This window comes from Gluconobacter sp. P1D12_c (genome assembly GCF_018812105.1).
In the GTDB taxonomy this organism is placed as follows: domain Bacteria; phylum Pseudomonadota; class Alphaproteobacteria; order Acetobacterales; family Acetobacteraceae; genus Gluconobacter; species Gluconobacter oxydans_A.
In genome coordinates, this window is sequence record NZ_JACSIQ010000004.1 from 259,963 (window position 1) to 278,003 (window position 18,041).

General features: G+C 56.1%; 19 protein-coding genes. 5 read left to right on the top strand and 14 right to left on the bottom strand.

The window, feature by feature from the left end:
• Positions 1-5: 5 nt before the first annotated feature.
• On the bottom strand, positions 6-1,007 hold the full coding sequence (ispH, locus tag KP705_RS06645) for a 4-hydroxy-3-methylbut-2-enyl diphosphate reductase (protein ID WP_046901354.1): 1,002 nt from the start codon (positions 1,005-1,007) through the stop codon (positions 6-8).
• A gap of 101 nt (positions 1,008-1,108) precedes the next feature.
• Between ispH and KP705_RS06650 the strand changes: the two genes are divergently transcribed.
• The 3 genes from KP705_RS06650 to KP705_RS06660 all read left to right on the top strand — a co-directional run bounded on the left by KP705_RS06650 (position 1,109) and on the right by KP705_RS06660 (position 5,352).
• Positions 1,109-1,699 (top strand): hypothetical protein, encoded by a 591-nt coding sequence (locus tag KP705_RS06650; RefSeq protein WP_046901353.1) that lies wholly within the window; start codon positions 1,109-1,111, stop codon positions 1,697-1,699.
• A complete protein-coding gene (locus KP705_RS06655; RefSeq protein WP_215764203.1) occupies positions 1,683-3,383 on the top strand; it encodes an alginate export family protein in 1,701 nt (566 codons plus the stop codon). Before KP705_RS06650 ends, KP705_RS06655 begins: the two co-directional genes overlap by 17 nt.
• Before the next feature lie 73 nt (positions 3,384-3,456).
• The gene (locus KP705_RS06660; protein WP_215764204.1) at positions 3,457-5,352 is read left to right on the top strand and encodes an OPT family oligopeptide transporter; all 1,896 of its coding nucleotides are present in this window, start codon (positions 3,457-3,459) and stop codon (positions 5,350-5,352) included.
• 3 nt (positions 5,353-5,355) lie between these two features.
• On the opposite strand, the gene KP705_RS06665 is transcribed toward KP705_RS06660, so the two are convergent.
• The 3 genes from KP705_RS06665 to KP705_RS06675 all read right to left on the bottom strand — a co-directional run bounded on the left by KP705_RS06665 (position 5,356) and on the right by KP705_RS06675 (position 7,350).
• Positions 5,356-5,940, bottom strand: a complete 585-nt coding sequence (locus tag KP705_RS06665) for a hypothetical protein (protein ID WP_046901350.1) — start codon at positions 5,938-5,940, stop codon at positions 5,356-5,358.
• Between the two features lie 236 nt (positions 5,941-6,176).
• The gene (locus KP705_RS06670; protein WP_046901349.1) at positions 6,177-6,740 is read right to left on the bottom strand and encodes a cob(I)yrinic acid a,c-diamide adenosyltransferase; all 564 of its coding nucleotides are present in this window, start codon (positions 6,738-6,740) and stop codon (positions 6,177-6,179) included.
• Positions 6,741-6,756: 16 nt separating this feature from the next.
• Entirely contained in the window at positions 6,757-7,350 is a 594-nt protein-coding gene (locus tag KP705_RS06675; protein WP_046901348.1) for a DUF4142 domain-containing protein, read from the bottom strand.
• Between the two features lie 116 nt (positions 7,351-7,466).
• Here KP705_RS06675 and KP705_RS06680 point away from each other — a divergent pair, with 116 nt between their 5' ends.
• Positions 7,467-7,895: a DUF423 domain-containing protein gene (locus KP705_RS06680; RefSeq protein ID WP_046901347.1), complete on the top strand. Its 429-nt coding sequence runs from the start codon at positions 7,467-7,469 to the stop codon at positions 7,893-7,895.
• 4 nt (positions 7,896-7,899) lie between these two features.
• Here the strand turns inward: KP705_RS06680 and KP705_RS06685 are convergent, their stop codons facing one another.
• A complete protein-coding gene (locus KP705_RS06685; protein WP_052750061.1) occupies positions 7,900-8,238 on the bottom strand; it encodes a hypothetical protein in 339 nt (112 codons plus the stop codon).
• A gap of 72 nt (positions 8,239-8,310) precedes the next feature.
• Between KP705_RS06685 and KP705_RS06690 the strand changes: the two genes are divergently transcribed.
• Positions 8,311-8,835, top strand: coding sequence for a thioredoxin family protein (locus KP705_RS06690; RefSeq protein ID WP_374195555.1), 525 nt, complete (start codon positions 8,311-8,313; stop codon positions 8,833-8,835).
• A gap of 49 nt (positions 8,836-8,884) precedes the next feature.
• Here KP705_RS06690 and KP705_RS06695 read toward each other — a convergent pair whose 3' ends face one another.
• The 9 genes from KP705_RS06695 to rimM all read right to left on the bottom strand — a co-directional run bounded on the left by KP705_RS06695 (position 8,885) and on the right by rimM (position 18,031).
• Entirely contained in the window at positions 8,885-10,573 is a 1,689-nt protein-coding gene (locus tag KP705_RS06695) for a M3 family oligoendopeptidase (protein WP_215764205.1), read from the bottom strand.
• Positions 10,574-10,614: 41 nt separating this feature from the next.
• Complete coding sequence (locus tag KP705_RS06700) at positions 10,615-11,826, bottom strand: pyridoxal phosphate-dependent aminotransferase (protein WP_215764206.1); 1,212 nt, start codon at positions 11,824-11,826, stop codon at positions 10,615-10,617.
• Entirely contained in the window at positions 11,823-13,025 is a 1,203-nt protein-coding gene (locus KP705_RS06705; RefSeq protein ID WP_046901343.1) for a pyridoxal phosphate-dependent aminotransferase, read from the bottom strand. Before KP705_RS06705 ends, KP705_RS06700 begins: the two co-directional genes overlap by 4 nt.
• Positions 13,026-13,190: 165 nt before the next feature.
• On the bottom strand, positions 13,191-14,300 hold the full coding sequence (gene leuB, locus KP705_RS06710) for a 3-isopropylmalate dehydrogenase (protein ID WP_046901342.1): 1,110 nt from the start codon (positions 14,298-14,300) through the stop codon (positions 13,191-13,193).
• Positions 14,297-14,923: a 3-isopropylmalate dehydratase small subunit gene (gene leuD, locus KP705_RS06715; RefSeq protein WP_046901341.1), complete on the bottom strand. Its 627-nt coding sequence runs from the start codon at positions 14,921-14,923 to the stop codon at positions 14,297-14,299. Before leuD ends, leuB begins: the two co-directional genes overlap by 4 nt.
• The gene (leuC, locus tag KP705_RS06720; RefSeq protein ID WP_046901340.1) at positions 14,923-16,350 is read right to left on the bottom strand and encodes a 3-isopropylmalate dehydratase large subunit; all 1,428 of its coding nucleotides are present in this window, start codon (positions 16,348-16,350) and stop codon (positions 14,923-14,925) included. The genes leuD and leuC overlap by 1 nt, the downstream gene beginning before the upstream one ends.
• A 20-nt stretch (positions 16,351-16,370) precedes the next feature.
• A complete protein-coding gene (gene rplS / locus KP705_RS06725; protein ID WP_046901339.1) occupies positions 16,371-16,763 on the bottom strand; it encodes a 50S ribosomal protein L19 in 393 nt (130 codons plus the stop codon).
• A 24-nt stretch (positions 16,764-16,787) separates the two neighbouring features.
• Positions 16,788-17,492: a tRNA (guanosine(37)-N1)-methyltransferase TrmD gene (gene trmD / locus KP705_RS06730; RefSeq protein ID WP_046901338.1), complete on the bottom strand. Its 705-nt coding sequence runs from the start codon at positions 17,490-17,492 to the stop codon at positions 16,788-16,790.
• Entirely contained in the window at positions 17,489-18,031 is a 543-nt protein-coding gene (rimM, locus tag KP705_RS06735; protein ID WP_046901337.1) for a ribosome maturation factor RimM, read from the bottom strand. Before rimM ends, trmD begins: the two co-directional genes overlap by 4 nt.
• Between the last annotated feature and the right edge of the window lie 10 nt (positions 18,032-18,041).

Sequence of the window (18,041 nt, forward strand, 5' to 3'; positions counted from 1 at the left end):
AAGACTCAGTTGTCCTCACCAGCAAGCGGACCTGGAAGGCGGAAATTGATGTTTTCCTCCTTCATGATTCGCTCTTCGATCTTCAGCGTGTACTTCGCAGCAAGCGCCGTCACCATTTCCTGCACGAGGCTTTCCGGAGCGGATGCACCTGCACTGATGCCGAGCGTTTCAACGCCTTCCAGCACAGACCAGTCCAGATTTTCCAGCTTCGGCACCAGAAGTGCACGGCGGGCACCAGAACGCTCGGCCACTTCCCGCAGACGCTGCGAATTGGAAGAGTTTGGCGAACCGATCACGATGACCAGATCACTTTCCGGCGCAATGGCCTTCACAGCTTCCTGACGATTGGTCGTCGCGTAGCAGATGTCTTCGCGCTTCGGGCCTTCAATAAGCGGGAAGCGAGTCCGCAGAATATCGACGATCTCAGCCGTATCATCCACAGACAGTGTCGTCTGCGTGATGAAAGCCAGCTTCGCCGGATCCTTTGGCTGAATCGTACGGGCTTCTTCAGCATCGTTGATGAGCGTGACAGCGCCCGGCGGAAGCTGCCCCATTGTGCCGACCACTTCCGGATGGCCAGCATGACCGATCATCAGAATATGGAGCTGCTCTGGGCCACCACCTGCAAAATGGCGCTCTGCTTCACGGTGCACCTTGGAAACCAGCGGGCACGTTGCATCTAGGTACAGCAGATTGCGACGCTGCGCTTCGGCTGGAACTGACTTCGGCACGCCATGCGCTGAGAAAACGACATGCCCGTCGGGCGGCACTTCGTCGAGTTCCTCAACGAAAATGGCGCCCTTGGCCTCCAGTCCTTCAACCACAGTACGGTTATGGACGATTTCGTGACGCACATAGACGGGCGCGCCATAACGGCGCAGCGCTTCTTCAACGACACGGATGGCACGATCCACACCGGCGCAGAAGCCGCGAGGCCCGGCCAGCAGGACGCGGAGCGTCTTCTGGTGTGCAGCACCTTCAGGTGCAAGAGTTGTCTGATCTGACATGGTGTTCCCCAAGCGGGCGGAGTTCGATATGTAGGACCAGTATCGACCGGATTGACGCATGTCGCAACGTCCGGGCCGCTTTGTGGGAGTTTCTACAGCAGATGCCAGCCTTTCGGCGCCTTGCCACGTCCCTGTTTGTCCCGGCTTTTGCCGTCGTCGCGATTTCAACACTCGCGGGATGTGACGAATCCAATCCGGGCTTCTTTGCCCCCACATGCCCGGTCACGGATATTCCCAGCGCCGCAGCAGACCGGTTTGTCTATGACGGAAAAGATCCGGATATCGGGAATCTGGTCAGCCATGCACAGCTCACCGCCATTTCAGGAGACTGTGAACGTGGCCCCAAAGGCCCCAAAGATCAGCAGATGATTCGTACCCGCCTCAGTCTGGCAATGAACCTGACGCGAGGACCTGCCTCCAAGACCGGCACCATCGACGTCCCCTATTTCATCGTCATCATGCGTGACGGAAAAATCGTGGATAAGAAGGTCTTCACAGATACATTCAAGCTGGAGCCGAATGTCAGCAACCAGTCTGTTCGTACGGATCTGCGCCTTGTTGATCTTCCTGCATCCAAAAATATTCAGGAAAATCCTTACACGCTCGAAATCGGCTATCAGCTGACCAGAGATGAGCTGACTTACAACCAGCAACATCTACCCGTCGTAAAGTTCCGTGGCCGGACACAGTAAGGGCCTTTTTCCTTCTCTTTCACCTGACGTCAAAATCCAGATTACGCTGAAAACGACCCTGGCCTGCCTGGCAGGCTTTGGGTCTTCAGCCTTTTCCGCGACTCCTGACGTTTCGGCATCGAAAGAAGAAAGGATCAAGGTCCATCACGCAGAACGCCCGGAAATCCAGAACTTTCCTCATGCAGGGTTTCTGGAACAACCACGCCGCCTGACGCCGAGCCAGAATGTGGCGCCTATCGGACGCCAGCCCCGATGGGGTGGATTCAATCGCGGCAATGGCGAAGGCGCGGGCTTTGGGCCTGTCGGACGCTATGGTGTCGCGCCATGGGCGGAAGACTGGTCATATCTGCGTGACAAGCGCCATCAGAGCGACATTTTCGATCCATTGAAGTTCATTGCTCTGAACAGTGAACGCACAATCTGGCTTTCCCTGTCCGAACGCACCCGCCTCCGCAACTGGTACAATGACTATCCGATGCTGGGGACGAACACCCACTCCGGCTCAGGTCGCTTCGTCACGCGCAATATGTTGGGAGCCGACCTTCATATCGGAGAACACTGGCGTATCTTCGCGCAGCTCGTAAACGGTACGGCCGCAGGCTGGAACGGATATGGCTATGGAGGCACTTACCGTAAGCGTCTGGACCTGCATCAGGCCTTTATCGAATACAAACGCACGATTGGCACAGCAAAGACGGGCCTGATGTTTGGAAGGCAGCAGTTTCTCGATGCGCCGTCCTATGTCCTGTATGACCGGGAGCCCCCGAATATCCAGATTACCTGGAACGGACCGCGCGCTTACGCGATTTTTCCGCATGTCCGGTTCGATCTCTATGACTTCGTTGCGACAGACATCACCCCAACGGCCATGTTCCATGACACTCAGGACTGGAACACGCGTCTCTATGGTTTCAACACAACCTTTGACGTCCCGGCGTTCCATCTGGGGCAACAGCGTGTTCAGTCCTATCTTGATCTGTTCTGGATTGGCTTTCATCTTGGTGGAAAAACAGGCTCTGTCCCGCTGGTCAGTGCGAGCAAAATCAGCTCCGTAACGGGTGCGACAAATCGTAACAATTTTGGTTTTCGGTGGTACGGCACAGCCCAGCAACTGGAATACGCCATCGGCGTCCTCTGGCAGCAAGGCAATTTCACACAATACGGAACCACTGCCCGGCGCCAGGTCTCTGCTTATTCTGTAAATACGACATTGGGATACAGACGTTCCAATCTGCCTCTCAAACCCTTCTTCGGAATTCAGACGGACGTCTATTCCGGCGGCAATGAAAACCGTCGCACAGGAACAGTCGGGACTTACAGTGCGCCTTTTGCCCCTCAAAATCCGTATCTGGACTACACGGGCTACATTGGCGCAGCGAACCTGATCAATCTGTCCCCCATTGTCGTGGGGTCCTACGGTAAGGTGTCTTTGCGGATCAAAGTCCCGATTCTATGGAGGGAGACCACAGCGTCTTCCGTCTATTCAATCAGTTCAGCTTATAATTTCCCCAGGTTTTGCAGCCACTTCATCGGCGTAGCCCCTAATGGTCTGCTGACATGGGCCGTATCCCGACACTGGAACTGGACACATGTCGTCGCCTGGTTTGCAGCGTCGCATGATCTGAAAAATGCTGGCGCAAAAAGCGGGCTCTATTATCAGTCCAGCCTGTCATTTGCTTTTTGATGAATGGTTGCGGTGTGGGCCTCCGCAGCGTAATGCCCGAAAAAACAACGAGACATCACAGGATTGCCCCACCATGAAACTTATGGACAGCCGCGAACTGACCTTGCGGGGCATCATTCTGGGTGCCCTGATTACCGTCGTCTTCACGGCAGCAAATGTCTATCTGGGATTGAAGATCGGTCTGACCTTCGGCTCCTCCATTCCTGCGACCATCATTTCAATGGCCGTACTCCGTCTGATGGGCGGCGGGACGATGCTCGAAAACAATATGGTGCAGACGCAGGCTTCGGCGGCAGGAACACTCTCCTGCGTCTTCGCAGCGCTGCCTGGCCTGATCATGGTCGGGTATTGGCACGAATTTCCATATTTTGTCTCACTCCTGCTGACACTTGCAGGAGGCATGACCGGCGTCATCTTCACAATCCCGCTGCGTCGCGCATTAGTGAAGAATTCTGACCTCCCGTATCCGGAAGGTACCGCCTGCGCTGAAATCCTGAGAGCCTCGTCTCCGGAAGGCGATGCCGAGAGCCTACGCTCCCTGACAAAAGGCAGCCTTGTCTCTGCTGCCGTTGCTTTGGCGACATCAGGGTTCAGGCTACTGTCCGACGGCGTTTCGGCCGCTACGAGCTTCGGCGCCTCCGTGTTTCGTCTGGATATCAGCTTCTCCCTCGCACTTCTGGGAACGGGTTATCTTGTCGGCATCGGCGGTGGCATTGCCATGCTACTGGGTGTTCTGATGGGCTGGGGCGTCATGGTTCCCATTCTGGGGCATCTGAACCCGACCGCGGACCCCATGGCCGCGGCGACAGGTTTGTGGCTTCATAAAGTGCGCTTTATAGGCGCGGGAACGATTGCCGTTGCCGCAATCTGGACGCTGCTCGCACTGGCCAAACCTGTTGCGATCGGACTGAAAGAATCTTTGTCCGTTAAGCATCGCGCGTCACAGGATGAGAGCGACTTGGATCTCGCGCCGCGCACGTTGATCGGGCTGAGCATCGGGCTGGCTCTCGTTCTTTCTGGACTGTTTACCCAGTTCCTGTGGCCTGCAATGCCACACGGTGCATCCCTTGTGACGCTCGTTGTTCTGGGGTTGGGCGCCTGTTTCGGTCTGGGCTTTCTGGTCGCGAGTGCCTGCGGTTATATGGCAGGCATTATCGGATCATCGTCTTCCCCGATTTCGGGCGTCGGAATTATCGCGATCATTGCCATTTCCGTCACACTCTGGGGACTGGAAAGTGGCGGCGTTCTTTCGCCCGACCAACGCCCGACGGTTATTGCATTCGGACTATTTGTACTCTCTGCCATCACTGCGTCTGCTGCCGTATCGAATGATAACCTGCAGGACCTCAAGACCGGACAGTTGGTCGGTGCGTCTCCCTGGAAGCAGGAAGTTGCTCTCCTCATAGGGTGCGCTGTGGGTGCCGTGGTTATTCCATGGGTCTTGCAGACACTTTATCAGGCCTACGGATTTGTTGGTGCCATGCCGCGCGCGGATATGGATCCGACCCGAGCTCTCGCAGCACCGCAACCCGCGCTCATGGCTGCCATCGCGACAGGTATTCTCTCACACAACCTCGACTGGCTGATGCTGGAAATTGGAGCGGTGATCGGGATTGTACTGGTTATTGCGGATATTCTTCTGAAGCGGCGTAATCTAGCTCTGCCGCCTCTAGCCGTTGGTATGGGAATTTACCTGCCCGCCAACGTGTCCGTGACGATCGCGATCGGAGCAGGCCTCGGCTGGCTGCTGCGCAAGTCCCCTAAAGAACAGGGTACAATGATCGCATCGGGCTTTATTGTGGGAGAAAGTCTGGTTGGTGTGGCCGTGGCAGCCCTTGTGGGTGCCACAGGCAGCACGGAAACACTGGCCCTGCCCATTCCGGACATGGTTCGGTCAGGATTAGGCTGGGCTGTGTTTTTAGGCATCATGATATGGTTCGGGCGTTGTGTAAGACGCCCGACAGCCTGAACTTCAGGCTTTTACCCACCACTGAACAGGTTCCGGCTCATCAAGAAGGACAGCCGGGGCCTCAACAGCGGCCTTCTCGACTTTTTTCACCACAGTTTCGTCCTGCACTTCCTTCCGCGGACGTCCAACAGGGCGCGGCGAACGGCGGGCTGCTTCAGCAGCCTGCTCACGGGACTGGTGAAGCTGTGCTTTCAGAGACTGAATTTGGTCCTGATGCTCACGCAGATGACGGTTGAGCTCCGTAATCTGGATTTTGGCGTGAGCTTCACGCGTTTCATATGTTTTGAGTTGCGTGCGGGCTTCAGCCAGATAACGCTCGGCTTCTTCCCAACGACGCTGCTCACGCTTTACAGACTGACGAAGACGTTCAATTTCGTCCTGGTCGTCCTGGCTCGGAGCATTGCTGCGCTGTGCAAATCCACGGCTTGCCTGATGCTCAACAACAACCTGACCATCTCGCACAAAGCGACGGCGACGTTCTGTTGTTGGCGTGATGGGACGCGCCTTCTGGGGACGGGAAGATCCTGATCCCAGACGAGCAAGCGCCTCTCGCAGTTTGTCTTCACTAACCTGCTGATCGTCCTGCATTCTTCGTTTTTTCAACCAATTATAAAATTTGTTCTATGTCACCTGATCAGAATGCCCACCTAGAATGACGGAGGCTCTGAAAGGCGTAAAGCCGATCAGAAAAAAGCATGTCCTGACAAGGAAATGAAAGTCGACACTGCCGGGTTTCTAACTCATTCCGGTGTATCAGACTGAATTCTTCTATCAGATCTTATATGTCCTGTCATCAACACAATAAGACTGTATTCATCTTTCTTTTACTGCCACTGACCCGGTTGCCAGAGAATGTCATCTGCTCCGTGAGCATTGGCATAACGTGCAAGAACGAAGAAATAATCAGAAAGGCGGTTTAGAAACCTGAGCCCTTCCTGTGGACCATGCTCCAAAATCACAATCCGCCGTTCCGCGCGCCGCGCAACAGTCCGGGCCATGTGAGCATGTGCAGAAACAAGAGAACCTCCAGGCAGAATAAAGCTTTTAAGCGGAGGCTGCTGAAGACGCATGTCTTCAATGCGTTCTTCCAGCCAACTAACAGCCTTTACTGTAAGACTCTGAGGACGTTCTTTGTCCGGAATACATAAATCTGCCCCTAAATCAAAAAGACAGGACTGTATCTTCCGAATATCAGAGGAAAGATCTCGTATACTTTCCTCTGATCTCAGAGAGCAATCGAGCAAACCAAGAAGAGCGTTCAGCTCATCGACCGTCCCCATGGCCTCAATTCTCGGACAGGCTTTTGAGACACGCGTTCCGTCTCCCAGTGAAGTCTGCCCTGAATCGCCGCCACGCGTTACAATACGATCAAGCCGAACACCCGTCATAATTGCCCTCTAAAGCTTAGTGACGACCGAAGTGATGATGGTGACCTTTAACAGTCTTCGCGCCGCTCAGGTCCTGTGCACGAGTCGTATGGTCCTTGAGCATCTTCGTGGTGTCTGATGCCAGCGTCTTGATATCAGCCGTTCCGCCAGACTGCGATGCCGTTGCCAGAGCACTGCTGAGAGCAGGCGTCTGAACGCTCACGACTTCACGCAGGAAAACGCGATCAAAAGCAGCGCCATACAGATGACCGAAGGATGCAACGTGCGCCTCGTCGCCAGCATTCAGCTTGTCAGTGACGGTCAGGTTGGCGTCACTCGCCACCTTGGCAACAGCCTTGCGGTTAGTCGTGTGATCACTAACCACTGTTGCAGCAAAAGCCTTCACAACGTCACTGTTGCTATGCGTCGCAGCCAGTGTCGCAATGCTCACCTGCGTCAGATCCATGGCATCGACCTGCTGAAGAAATGCGGCATCCGCTGTCGAAAGCGTATAGGTTGATGCAGCAGACGGCAGTGCCGGTGCTGGCGGTGCATCCGGGGCATTACAGGCGCTCAGGCCTGCCAGCATGGCAATTGAGGCAAGAGCTGCGAAGCGTGCAGTAACTGTCATGAAGAGACATTCCTTCCATCTGCGAGACCAGGACAATGTCCCAGCCACTCTGGCTGAATGGTCCCGGCTTCAAGCGGTCCATTCATGTTCGGCACCACTCATGATACATTCAGGCCATGTCCGCAAATTCTAGCACGCATGATTTTTCCGGCGCCTTCCGCTTCTGTTTCATTGCCGGAGCTGTCGAAGGCGCATCCGGAGTGGTTCTCGGGGCGCTTGCCTCTCACCTCCCGGACCATATGTTTGCCATCCCCAATGGCCGTGCCGTTCTGCACTCCGGGGTGGACATCCTCATGTGGCACGCCATTGCACTCTGCGCGCTTTCACTAGGAGCGCGCTTTCTGACGCTACGCCTGGCACGTCTTGCATGTCTGACGATGCTGGCAGGCACGCTGCTCTTTTGTGTCTCCGTCACGCTTTTCGCGCTTTTTGATCTGAAAATCGGGACACTTTCAGTAGCCCGCATAGCCCCCTATGGCGGTACCTTGCTGATTTTAGCATGGCTTCTTGCAGCAGTGTCCGGACTAAGACGGCGCTCAGCCTGAGACTTCAGGATCTGTTTCTGATCATCTTAAGAGCAAAAAGCCCAGCCACCTGAACGACCAGCGCCACGGCAAAACAGAACAGAATAATACCTACAAGAATGAGCTGTTCCCGCCCGAGCGCCGTTTCAATATGAAACACGCTGTAAAGCGACTGCCAGGCATGCGTCGCCGCAGTCTTCTGAGAAAGCTTTACGGCAGGTTCCCAGAAACGAAAAATGGCGGCAAGTGCCAGGGTAAGCCCAACGAGGACGACGGTCCTCAGGAGCGTCTCCAGAATACTGACTTCTGCACCCTGCTGAGCGGAGGGCGATGAGGGTGAACCGTGTTGCGTTATCAAAAGCATGACCTTCCGAATGAAGTAGGCTTTAATCGTTTTGCTGTGACACTGCGTTATGTGATGCAGACCACTCGATCAATGAAAGCCTTTTTTATGCGCGTTTCCCTTCTTGCCGCCGCCGGACTGGGTCTGGCGCTTTCCGCACCTTTTTCAGCACAGGCTGCAAGTACGCCTGCGCCCAAACTGACGGAAACATCAGCCCCGCCGGTCGCAACACCTTATCCAGATACGTCCGTCGCCCAGGAGCAGGTGCGCGATGCCTTTGCGCTCGCTGCCAAAACGGGCCGTAAGGTGCTTCTCGATTTCGGCGGCAACTGGTGCCCGGACTGCAAAATGCTCTCCGGCATTTTTGCCCTGCCCGACGCCAAGGCATGGCTGGACAGCCAGTTTGTGATCGTCCCGGTGAATGTCGGGCGCATTAACACCAATCTCGAGCTGGCCCAGAAATACGACGTGACGATCAAGGCTGTTCCGACCGTCATTATCGTGACGCCAGATGGAAAGGCCCTGAATGGTGATGGCTCCAAGGCTCTGGGAAATGCGCGCAGCATGTCCCCACAGGCCGTTCTTGACCTGATTTCCGAGTGGAACAGCCGCGGATAAACCGTTCATTCTGGCTCTGAAGTTACCCTTCAGAGCCAGAAGCGTTGCCTCAGATTCCGAGTTCCTGCTCGGCTTCATGAACGACTTCCGCCAGAGCATCCTCCTCAAACGGGGATACCAGACCGGCATCAGCCACAAGCTGTGAGAACGGCTTGGAGCCGCCTTCCGAGCACAGCTGGCGATATGTCTCGAATGTGGCTTCCCGGTTCATACGGGAACGAAGCCAGAGCTGCAGTGCACAGCACTGAGCCAGAGCATAATCAATGTAATAAAATGGCAGACGATAGATATGGAGCTGGGCCTGCCAGCGGCCACCCTTTGCCGGATAAGCCAGATCGCCCCAGTCCCGCCAGGGCATATACCTTTTCTCCAGGCGCGCCCAGGTCTCGTGCCGTTCTGCCGCTGTCATCTGCGGATTGGCATACACTTCATGCTGGAAGTGATCGACACAGACACCGTAGGGAAAGAATGAAAGCGCATCGATGAGATGCATCCGGCGATACCGGTCCCCTGCCCCGTCTTCGACCAGCGTATCAATTTGCGGCCAGGTCAGAAATTCCAGACCCATGGAATGAATCTCGGCGGCTTCCATGGTGGGCCAGAGCTGATCGACCCAGTCCTGATCGCGGCTTTTCCAGTTCTGGAAGGCATGCCCCATCTCGTGGGTAAACACGCCGATATCGTTATGAGTGCCATTGAAATTGGCAAAGATGTAAGGGCTGCCAATGGTCGGGAATGACGTGCAGAAGCCACCGCCTGCCTTGTTGTCCCGGTTTTTCAGATCAAGATATCCGAGATCCCGCATCTGAACGTAGAAATCACCCATTTCGCCTTTGGGGTCGAGCGCACGGAACATGCCTTCTGCCCGCGCCACGAGCAGATCATGATCTCCTGCTGGCTCCGGATTGCCCTGTAAATCGATCAGTGCTTCGTCCCAGGCCCAGACCTTGTCCCATCCCATTTTAAGGCGACGGCGTTCCAGCAGTGACTGAACCAATGGGGTAACAGAACTGAGAACCTTTTCCCGGAAGGATGCCACCTGCTCCGGGCCATAATCTGTCCGGCGCATACGGCGGTAACCCAGCCCGATATAGTTCTCGAACCCCAGCGTTTTCGCCATCCGGTCACGCAGCTCAACCAGACGCCCATAAAGCGTATCCAGTTCTTCGCCATGTTCTTCAAAAAAGGCCCAACGAGCCTGTTCGGCGGCATGGCGGACGTCCCGATCCGACCCCTGCAAGTATGGCACAAGCCCTGAAAGGTTGAGAACCTTGCCATCAAAGTCAATTTTCGCCGAGGCCAGAAGCGCCGTGTATTCGCCCGTCAGGCGCGCTTCTTCTTCCAGATCCGTGCTGATCCGGGGATCAAACGTCGTGGTGTCTGCTTCCCACAAATGAACCACATGTGGCGTCAGGAGTGCTTCCAGACCGGCACGATCAGGGTCTGCCAGCAGACGCTTCTTGATGATGACTTCATGGTCCGTCGCAACAGGCGAGAGGCGATCCGCATAATCACGGTCCGTCTTCGCCGTCTCGTCCTGCGTATTGCGGGAGAACTGGAGATGAACGTGGGAGGCCCAAGATTCATACTCTCGCCGAACGGCATCAAAAGCCTTGAGAGCCTCTTCGCGCTGCCCGCGATCAAGCAGCGACGAAATGTCCGCGTAGCGCGCCTTAAGAGACGCTTCGTCTGGACGGGGGAAAGACAGGTCAGAGAACGGAGGGATTGTCTGTGTCATGATCCAATTCTGACACTCCGCTCCGTTTCCGTCCATGCTTCTCAGGTTTTGCGGATACCTTTTACAAACCCATCAATGCGGCGACATGCCTCCGCAAGCTGGTCATCGGACGCTGCACATGAGAGGCGCAGATAAGGGCTAAAGCCAAACGCAGTTCCCGGAACGGTCGCAACATGAGCCTCTTCAAGCAAGGCCTCTGCAAACGCCACATCCGTATTCAGCAATCGCCCACTGGCAGAAGTGCCGCCAATCAGTCCGCCAACACCTGGATAAACGTAGAAAGCGCCTTCCGGAACGGCACATGTCAGCCCTGGAATGGCCTGAAGCGCTTCAACCATGTTATCCCGACGACGCTGGTAAGTTTCGCGCATCTGCTGAATACGATCCAGCCCACCTTTCAACGCTGCGGCAGAGCCTGCCTGAGCAAGCGTGCAGACACCGGACGTTGTGTTCCCCTGAACTGCAATCATCGCCTTTATGAGCGGTGTCGGACCACATGCAAAACCGACGCGCCAGCCCGTCATGGCATAAGCCTTGGCCATACCGTTAATGACAAGAATGCGGTCTGCCAGATCAGGCGCTACCTGCAAGATGGACAGATGCCTGCGACCATCAAACGTCAGGTGCTCGTAAATTTCATCAGACATGACAAGAACATGCGGCGCCTCGCGCAAGACATCGGCAATGGCTTCAAGGTCATGACGTTCAAGGATGGCACCGGTGGGATTGTTCGGAAAATTGAGAACCAGCCAACGGGTTTTAGGCGTAATCGCAGCCTTGATTGTCGCTGCGTCAGGCCGGAAACCATTTTCTTCCGGGCAGGAAATTTCAACTGCCGTCCCACCCAGCATCCGGGCAATCAGTGGATAGCTGACCCAATAAGGCGCAGGAACGATAACTTCGTCCCCGTCATCCAGCGTTGCCGCAAAAGCATTATAGATGACCTGTTTGCCCCCATTGGCCACCATAATACGGTCGGACGTGACCGTCAGATCATTATCCCGCTTGAACTTATGAATAATAGCGTCAATCAGCGCCTTTTGGCCCGGAATAGGAGGATAACCCGTATCACCAGCCAACCCGGCGGCATAAGCGGCTTCAATGGCTTCTGGCGGTGATGGAAAATCCGGCTGTCCAAGGGCAAGTGAAATGACGTCTTCACCCTCTGCCCGCAATTCGCGGGCCCGCGCTGCCATAGCGATAGTGGCTGGCTTGGGGAGTGTTGCCAGACGGGATGCAATACGAAACGTCATGACAGGCCCTGACAGAACTGCTGAATGCGGGTGCAGGCTTCCTTCAGAAGCTCGGTGCTGGTGGCATAGGAAATCCGGAAATATCCGGGCGTCAGGAAAGCACTTCCGTGAACTGCGGCAACGCCCGTCTCATCCAGAAGAGCCGTAACAAAGGCCTCGTCACTGTCGATCAGATGACCACCCTTACTCGTTTTTCCAAGCGTTCCCTCGATGGATGGGAAGACGTAAAACGCTCCTTCCGGCTTTGCACAGCTCAGGCCAAGTGCGTCATTGAGCATGGACACCACAAGATTGCGGCGCTGCTCATAAACGCTCACCATTTCCCCAATGAAATCCTGCGGGCCTGAAACGGCCTCCTTGGCCGCAGCCTGAGCAATGGAGCATGGATTGCTCGTGCTCTGTCCTTGCAGCTTGATCAGCTGGCGCGTCAGCTCCACAGGCGCTGCGGAAAAGCCAATCCGCCAACCGGTCATGGCATAGGCCTTGGACACGCCATTCATCGTCACCGTCCGGTCCCGCAGACGCGGTTCAACCTGCACAAACGTCTTGGCCACGGCGCCTTCATACATCAGCTTGGCGTACATATCGTCCGTCAGGATCCACACATGCGGATGCTCCAACAGAACCTCAGTCAGCGCCTTTAGGTGATGTTCGTCATAAGCTGCACCTGTCGGATTGCAGGGCGAGTTCAGCATCAGCCATTTCGTCTTGGGCGTAATGGCAGCGCGAAGCTGGTCCGCCGTCAGGCGGAAACCGTTCTCAGCCGTTGTCTGGATTACGACAGGTGTTCCGTCTGCCAGTGAGACGATATCAGGGTAAGACACCCAGGCCGGGGCCGGAATGATGACTTCGTCGCCCGCATTCAGAGTAGCAACCATCACATTATAAATAACCTGCTTGCCACCCGTTGAAACGCAAATTTCCTCGGGGCGGTAATCCAGATCGAAATCAGCGTTCAGTCGGGCCGCAACGGCTTCACGCAGCGGCATCGTACCTGCAACATCCGTATATTTCGTCTCGCCATTCTGAATGGCCCGAATGGCGGCCTGCTTGACGAAATCCGGCGTATCAAAATCCGGCTCACCAGCTGAAAGACTGATAATATCGCGGCCCTCTGCCTTCAGGGCACGGGCTTTCTGGGTAATCGCAATCGTCTGGCTCGGCAGGATACGGTTCAGACGGTCGGCAATGAGAGACATGATGGGTTCCCGGTGGCTTTATCGCGCAGAGACCCTAGCGCCGTCCGCCCTCATTTGACCACAGCCCATCGGCACATGACTGACACGTTTTTTGTGCACAAAAAAAGCCGGGCGACTCCTTTATGGAACTACCCGGCCCTTAAGCAGAAACAATCTAAGGTAAAATCAGGCCAGCTTTTCCATTTCGCGCAGGACGGCCTGTCCCATCATATCCGTACCAACGCGAGCCATGCCCGGAGACATGATGTCAGCAGTGCGCAGGCCGCTTGCCAGAACATTAGACACAGCCTTTTCGATCAGTTCCGCATCCTCACCCCGGTTGAGCGAGTAACGTAGCAGCATCGCAAAAGACAGGATCTGTGCCAGCGGGTTTGCAATACCCTTGCCAGCGATATCCGGCGCGCTGCCATGGATCGGCTCATACAGCGCATTGCGCTTGCCATCTTCACGCACGATACCGAGCGTTGCAGACGGCAGCATACCCAGAGAACCCGTGAGCATTGACGCCAGATCGGACAGAATATCGCCGAACAGGTTGCCCGTAACGATCACATCAAACTGGTTCGGGTTACGAACGAGCTGCATGGCGCAGTTATCGGCCAGCATGTGGGACAGTTCCACATCCTGATATTCGCGCTTGTGCAGATCCGTGACGACTTCCTTCCACAGGAGGCCGCTTTCCATCACATTGCACTTCTCGACGGAACAGACGCGATTGCCGCGCTGACGGGCCATCTCGAAAGCAACGCGGGCAACACGCTCGATTTCGGACGTCGTGTAAACTTCCGTGTTGATCCCACGGCGGGAACCATCCGGAAGGGTCTCGATACCACGCGGCTCACCGAAATAGATACCACCGACCGTCTCACGGACGATCATGATATCCAGCCCGCGCACCACTTCCGGCTTCAGAGCAGACGCATCAATAAGCGCATCAAAAAGCTGGGCCGGACGAAGGTTTGCGAAAAGCTCAAGCTCCTTGCGCAGCTTCAGAATGGCCACTTCAGGGCGCTTGTCGAACCCGACATGGCCCCAGGCCGGATCACCAACCGAGCCAAACAGAACCGCATCAGACTTCCGGGCAAGGTCGATAACCTCATCACGGATAGGAACGCCATGGACCGCAAGGGAAGCCGCGCCAACGAGCTCTTCCGTGATGTCCAGCTTCAGGCCACGGTTTGCGTCCAGCCAATGCACAATCCGTGCAACTTCACGCATGACTTCCGGGCCGATACCATCACCGGCAAGAACAAGAAGCTTGTGGGCTTCACTCATTTTGCAGTTCCCATGCTGATTGACGGCACCCATGCGCGGCTGGCCTGATGTTCAAAGCTGCTGATTTCCGCATCATGCGCCAGCGTCTGGCCAATATCGTCCAGACCTTCGAGCAGCATGTGACGGCGGAAGGGATCAACCTCAAACGGCACAACATTCCCGTCGGGGCGAATGATGATCTGCTTTTCCAGATCGACCGTCAGACGGGAATTCGAACCCTGGCGTGCATCACCCATCAGTTCGTCACAGATTTCCCGTGGCAAACGGATCGGCAGGATACCGTTCTTGAAACAGTTATTGAAAAAAATGTCGGCAAAGCTCGGCGCGATGACACAGCGGATGCCGAAATCCAGCAGAGCCCACGGCGCATGCTCACGAGACGAGCCGCAACCGAGATTGTCATAGGTGATGAGGATTTCAGCCTGACGATACGGCTCTTTGTTCAGCACAAAGTCCGGGTTCTCGTTGCCATTCTCGTCGTAGCGCTGCGCGGCAAAGGCGTTCTTGCCAAGACCCGTGCGCTGGATAGTCTTCAGAAAGCGTGCCGGAATGATCTGATCGGTGTCGATATTCTCACTCGGCATCGGAGCCGCAATGGCGGTCAGTTCCGTGAACTTGTCCATCAGACGGTTTCCTTCATCAGCTCACGCACATCACATAGCGTGCCCGTGACAGCCGCCGCAGCAGCCATGGACGGTGAGCACAGATGCGTTCTGCCGCCCGGCCCCTGACGACCTTCAAAGTTACGATTGGATGTAGAAGCGCAACGCTGTCCCGGCGTCAGACGATCCGGGTTCATCCCCAGGCACATCGAACAGCCTGCCTCGCGCCATTCAAAACCGGCATCAAGGAAAATCTTGTCCAGCCCTTCGGCTTCGGCAGCAGCCTTCACAAGGCCTGAACCTGGAACGATCATGGCACGAACTGTTGCCGCAACATGCCGCCCGCGCACAACTTCAGCAGCAGCTCGCAGATCTTCCAGACGGCTGTTGGTGCAGGAGCCGATGAACACGACATCTACTGGTGTTCCAGCAATCTTCTGGCCAGCCGTCAAACCCATGTAATCCAGAGCGCGCTGAACCTGCGCAGCCTGCGCGGGGTCTTTGAAGTCTGATGGGGACGGCACGATGCCATCAATCGGCAGAACGTCCTGTGGGCTGTTACCCCAAGTGACGGAAGGCACAATGTCCTCGGCCTTCAACGTCACTTCCGTGTCGAAATGAGCGCCTTCATCCGATGCCAGTGTACGCCAGTAAGCACACGCCTGCTCGAACGCTTCACCCTTCGGGGCAAATGGACGGCCATTCACATAGGCAAAAGTCGTTTCGTCGGGAGCAACCAGACCAGCCTTTGCGCCGCCCTCAATGGACATGTTGCAGAGCGTCATACGCCCTGCCATGTCCAGATCGCGGATTGCAGAGCCGGCAAATTCAATCACATGCCCGGTGCCACCTGCCGTACCGATCTTACCGATAATGGCCAGCATGATGTCCTTGGCTGTCACGCCCGGACCTACTTTACCCTCAACAGAAACACGCATGTTTTTTGCGGGCTTCTGAAGTAGCGTTTGGGTCGCCATGACGTGTTCGACTTCAGACGTGCCGATACCAAATGCAAGGGCGCCGAGTGCGCCGTGCGTCGAGGTATGACTGTCACCGCAAACAATCGTCATACCTGGCAGGGAAATGCCCTGCTCGGGCCCGACAACGTGAACGATGCCTTGAGACGCGGAACGCAGCGGGAAATAGGGAACGCCGAACTCAGCGACATTCTTCTCCAGCGTTTCGATCTGGAGACGGCTTTCCGGCTCTTCAATCGGCTGGGAACGGTCGGACGTGGGGACGTTGTGGTCCACCACGGCGACTGTTGCGTCCGGACGGCGAAGGCGACGTCCGGCCATCCGCAGACCTTCAAAAGCCTGCGGGCTTGTCACCTCGTGAACGAGGTGACGGTCGATGTATAGGATGCACGTCCCGTCTTCGAGGCGGTCAACAACGTGATCGGCCCAGATCTTGTCAAACAGGGTTCTGGGCGAAGAAGAAACGGGCATCCTTATACTCCAACCTTGACTTAGGAAGCGGCTTTTTCGCCAGTCTTCGGCAGATCGCGCGGGCGCTCTGCAATACGTGCAGACTTACCCGAACGGCCACGCAGGTAGTACAGCTTTGCGCGACGCACCTTACCACGACGCACCACTTCAATGCTGGCAAGGGACGGAGCGTACAGCGGGAACACACGCTCCACGCCTTCACCGTTGGAAATCTTGCGAACCGTAAAGTTGCTGTTCAGGCCCTTGTTGGAACGGGCAATGACAACGCCTTCGAAGTTCTGCACGCGCTCACGCGTACCTTCAACAACGCGGACGCCAACGCGAACCGTGTCACCTGCGATGAATTCCGGAACGGCGCGAGCCGCGGAAAGACGCTCGATTTCGCGCGCCTCGTACTGCTGGATAATGTTCATGACCAAACTCCTGGAAACAAAAATTCAATGAACCTGCTGTCGCGCCAGGTACGCATCCCAGAGATCGGGGCGACGCGCCTTCGTGACTGCGATTGACTGTTCATGACGCCAGCGGGCAATGGCGCCGTGATGGCCGGACAGAAGGATTTCAGGCACTTCGCGCCCATCCCAGACTGCCGGCTTGGTATATTGCGGGTATTCTAGCAGACCTTCGGCAAAACTCTCGTCCTGTCCGCTGATCTCAGACCCCATAACTCCGGGAAGCAGCCGTACACACGCATCCAGAAGAGTCAGAGCAGGAATTTCTCCGCCTGACAGTACGACATCGCCCATACTGAACTGTTCGATGTCGTGCTTTTCCAGTACGCGCTCGTCTACCCCTTCAAAACGCCCGCAGAGGACGACAACACCTGGGCCAGCCACAAACCGCTCTGCATCTTCATGCGAGAGACGACGTCCGCGGGGTGTTGGGTAGATGACGGGTCGACCATCCAGCGCCGGAAGCGCCGAAAGAGCCGTATCCAACACATCCGCCCGCATCACCATGCCGGCTCCACCACCAAACGGCGTATCATCCACCGCACGATGGCGGCCCTGTCCGTGAGCACGCAGGTCATGCGCTTCACAGGACCAGATGCCACGTTCGAGCGCCCTGCCCGCCAGGGAAAACCCAAGCGGCCCCGGAAACATGTCCGGAAACAGGGTCAGGATATCAGCGCGCCAACTCATGCCCGGACTTGTACCTCTCCATCGAGATCACCTTCGACCTCGACTTCAACTGGCGGCACGACGGTGACGCGACGGTGCGCGAGATCGACATGCGGCACACAGGCCAGCGTGAATGGAACGATCAGACCTCGATCAATCTCGATGCTGACCCCCGCACCATAGTCATGAACTATAGAGACGGTTCCAAGCACTTCGCCATCTTCGGAAACTGCGGTCATGCCGATCAGGTCGGCATGATAGAACTCGTCTTCCTCGACAGCAGGCAGAAGCTCACGCGCAACATATAAACGACGGTTAACCAGTCGTTCGGCAGCTGTGCGGTCTGGCAGAGTGTTCCCCTGAGCATCTGTCAGAGCAGCCACTCCCGGAGAAACCCAGCTTGCTGTCCATACAACCCCACGCGCATCATGCAGCGCACCGAACATCTCGACAGAAGCCGGATCATCAGTAGCAGCATGAAGATGAACCAGACCGCGCACTCCATGCGGACGACCGATGGTCGCGATCAGGACATCACTGTCAGGTTTAAAGGGTGGCACGGATCAAGCG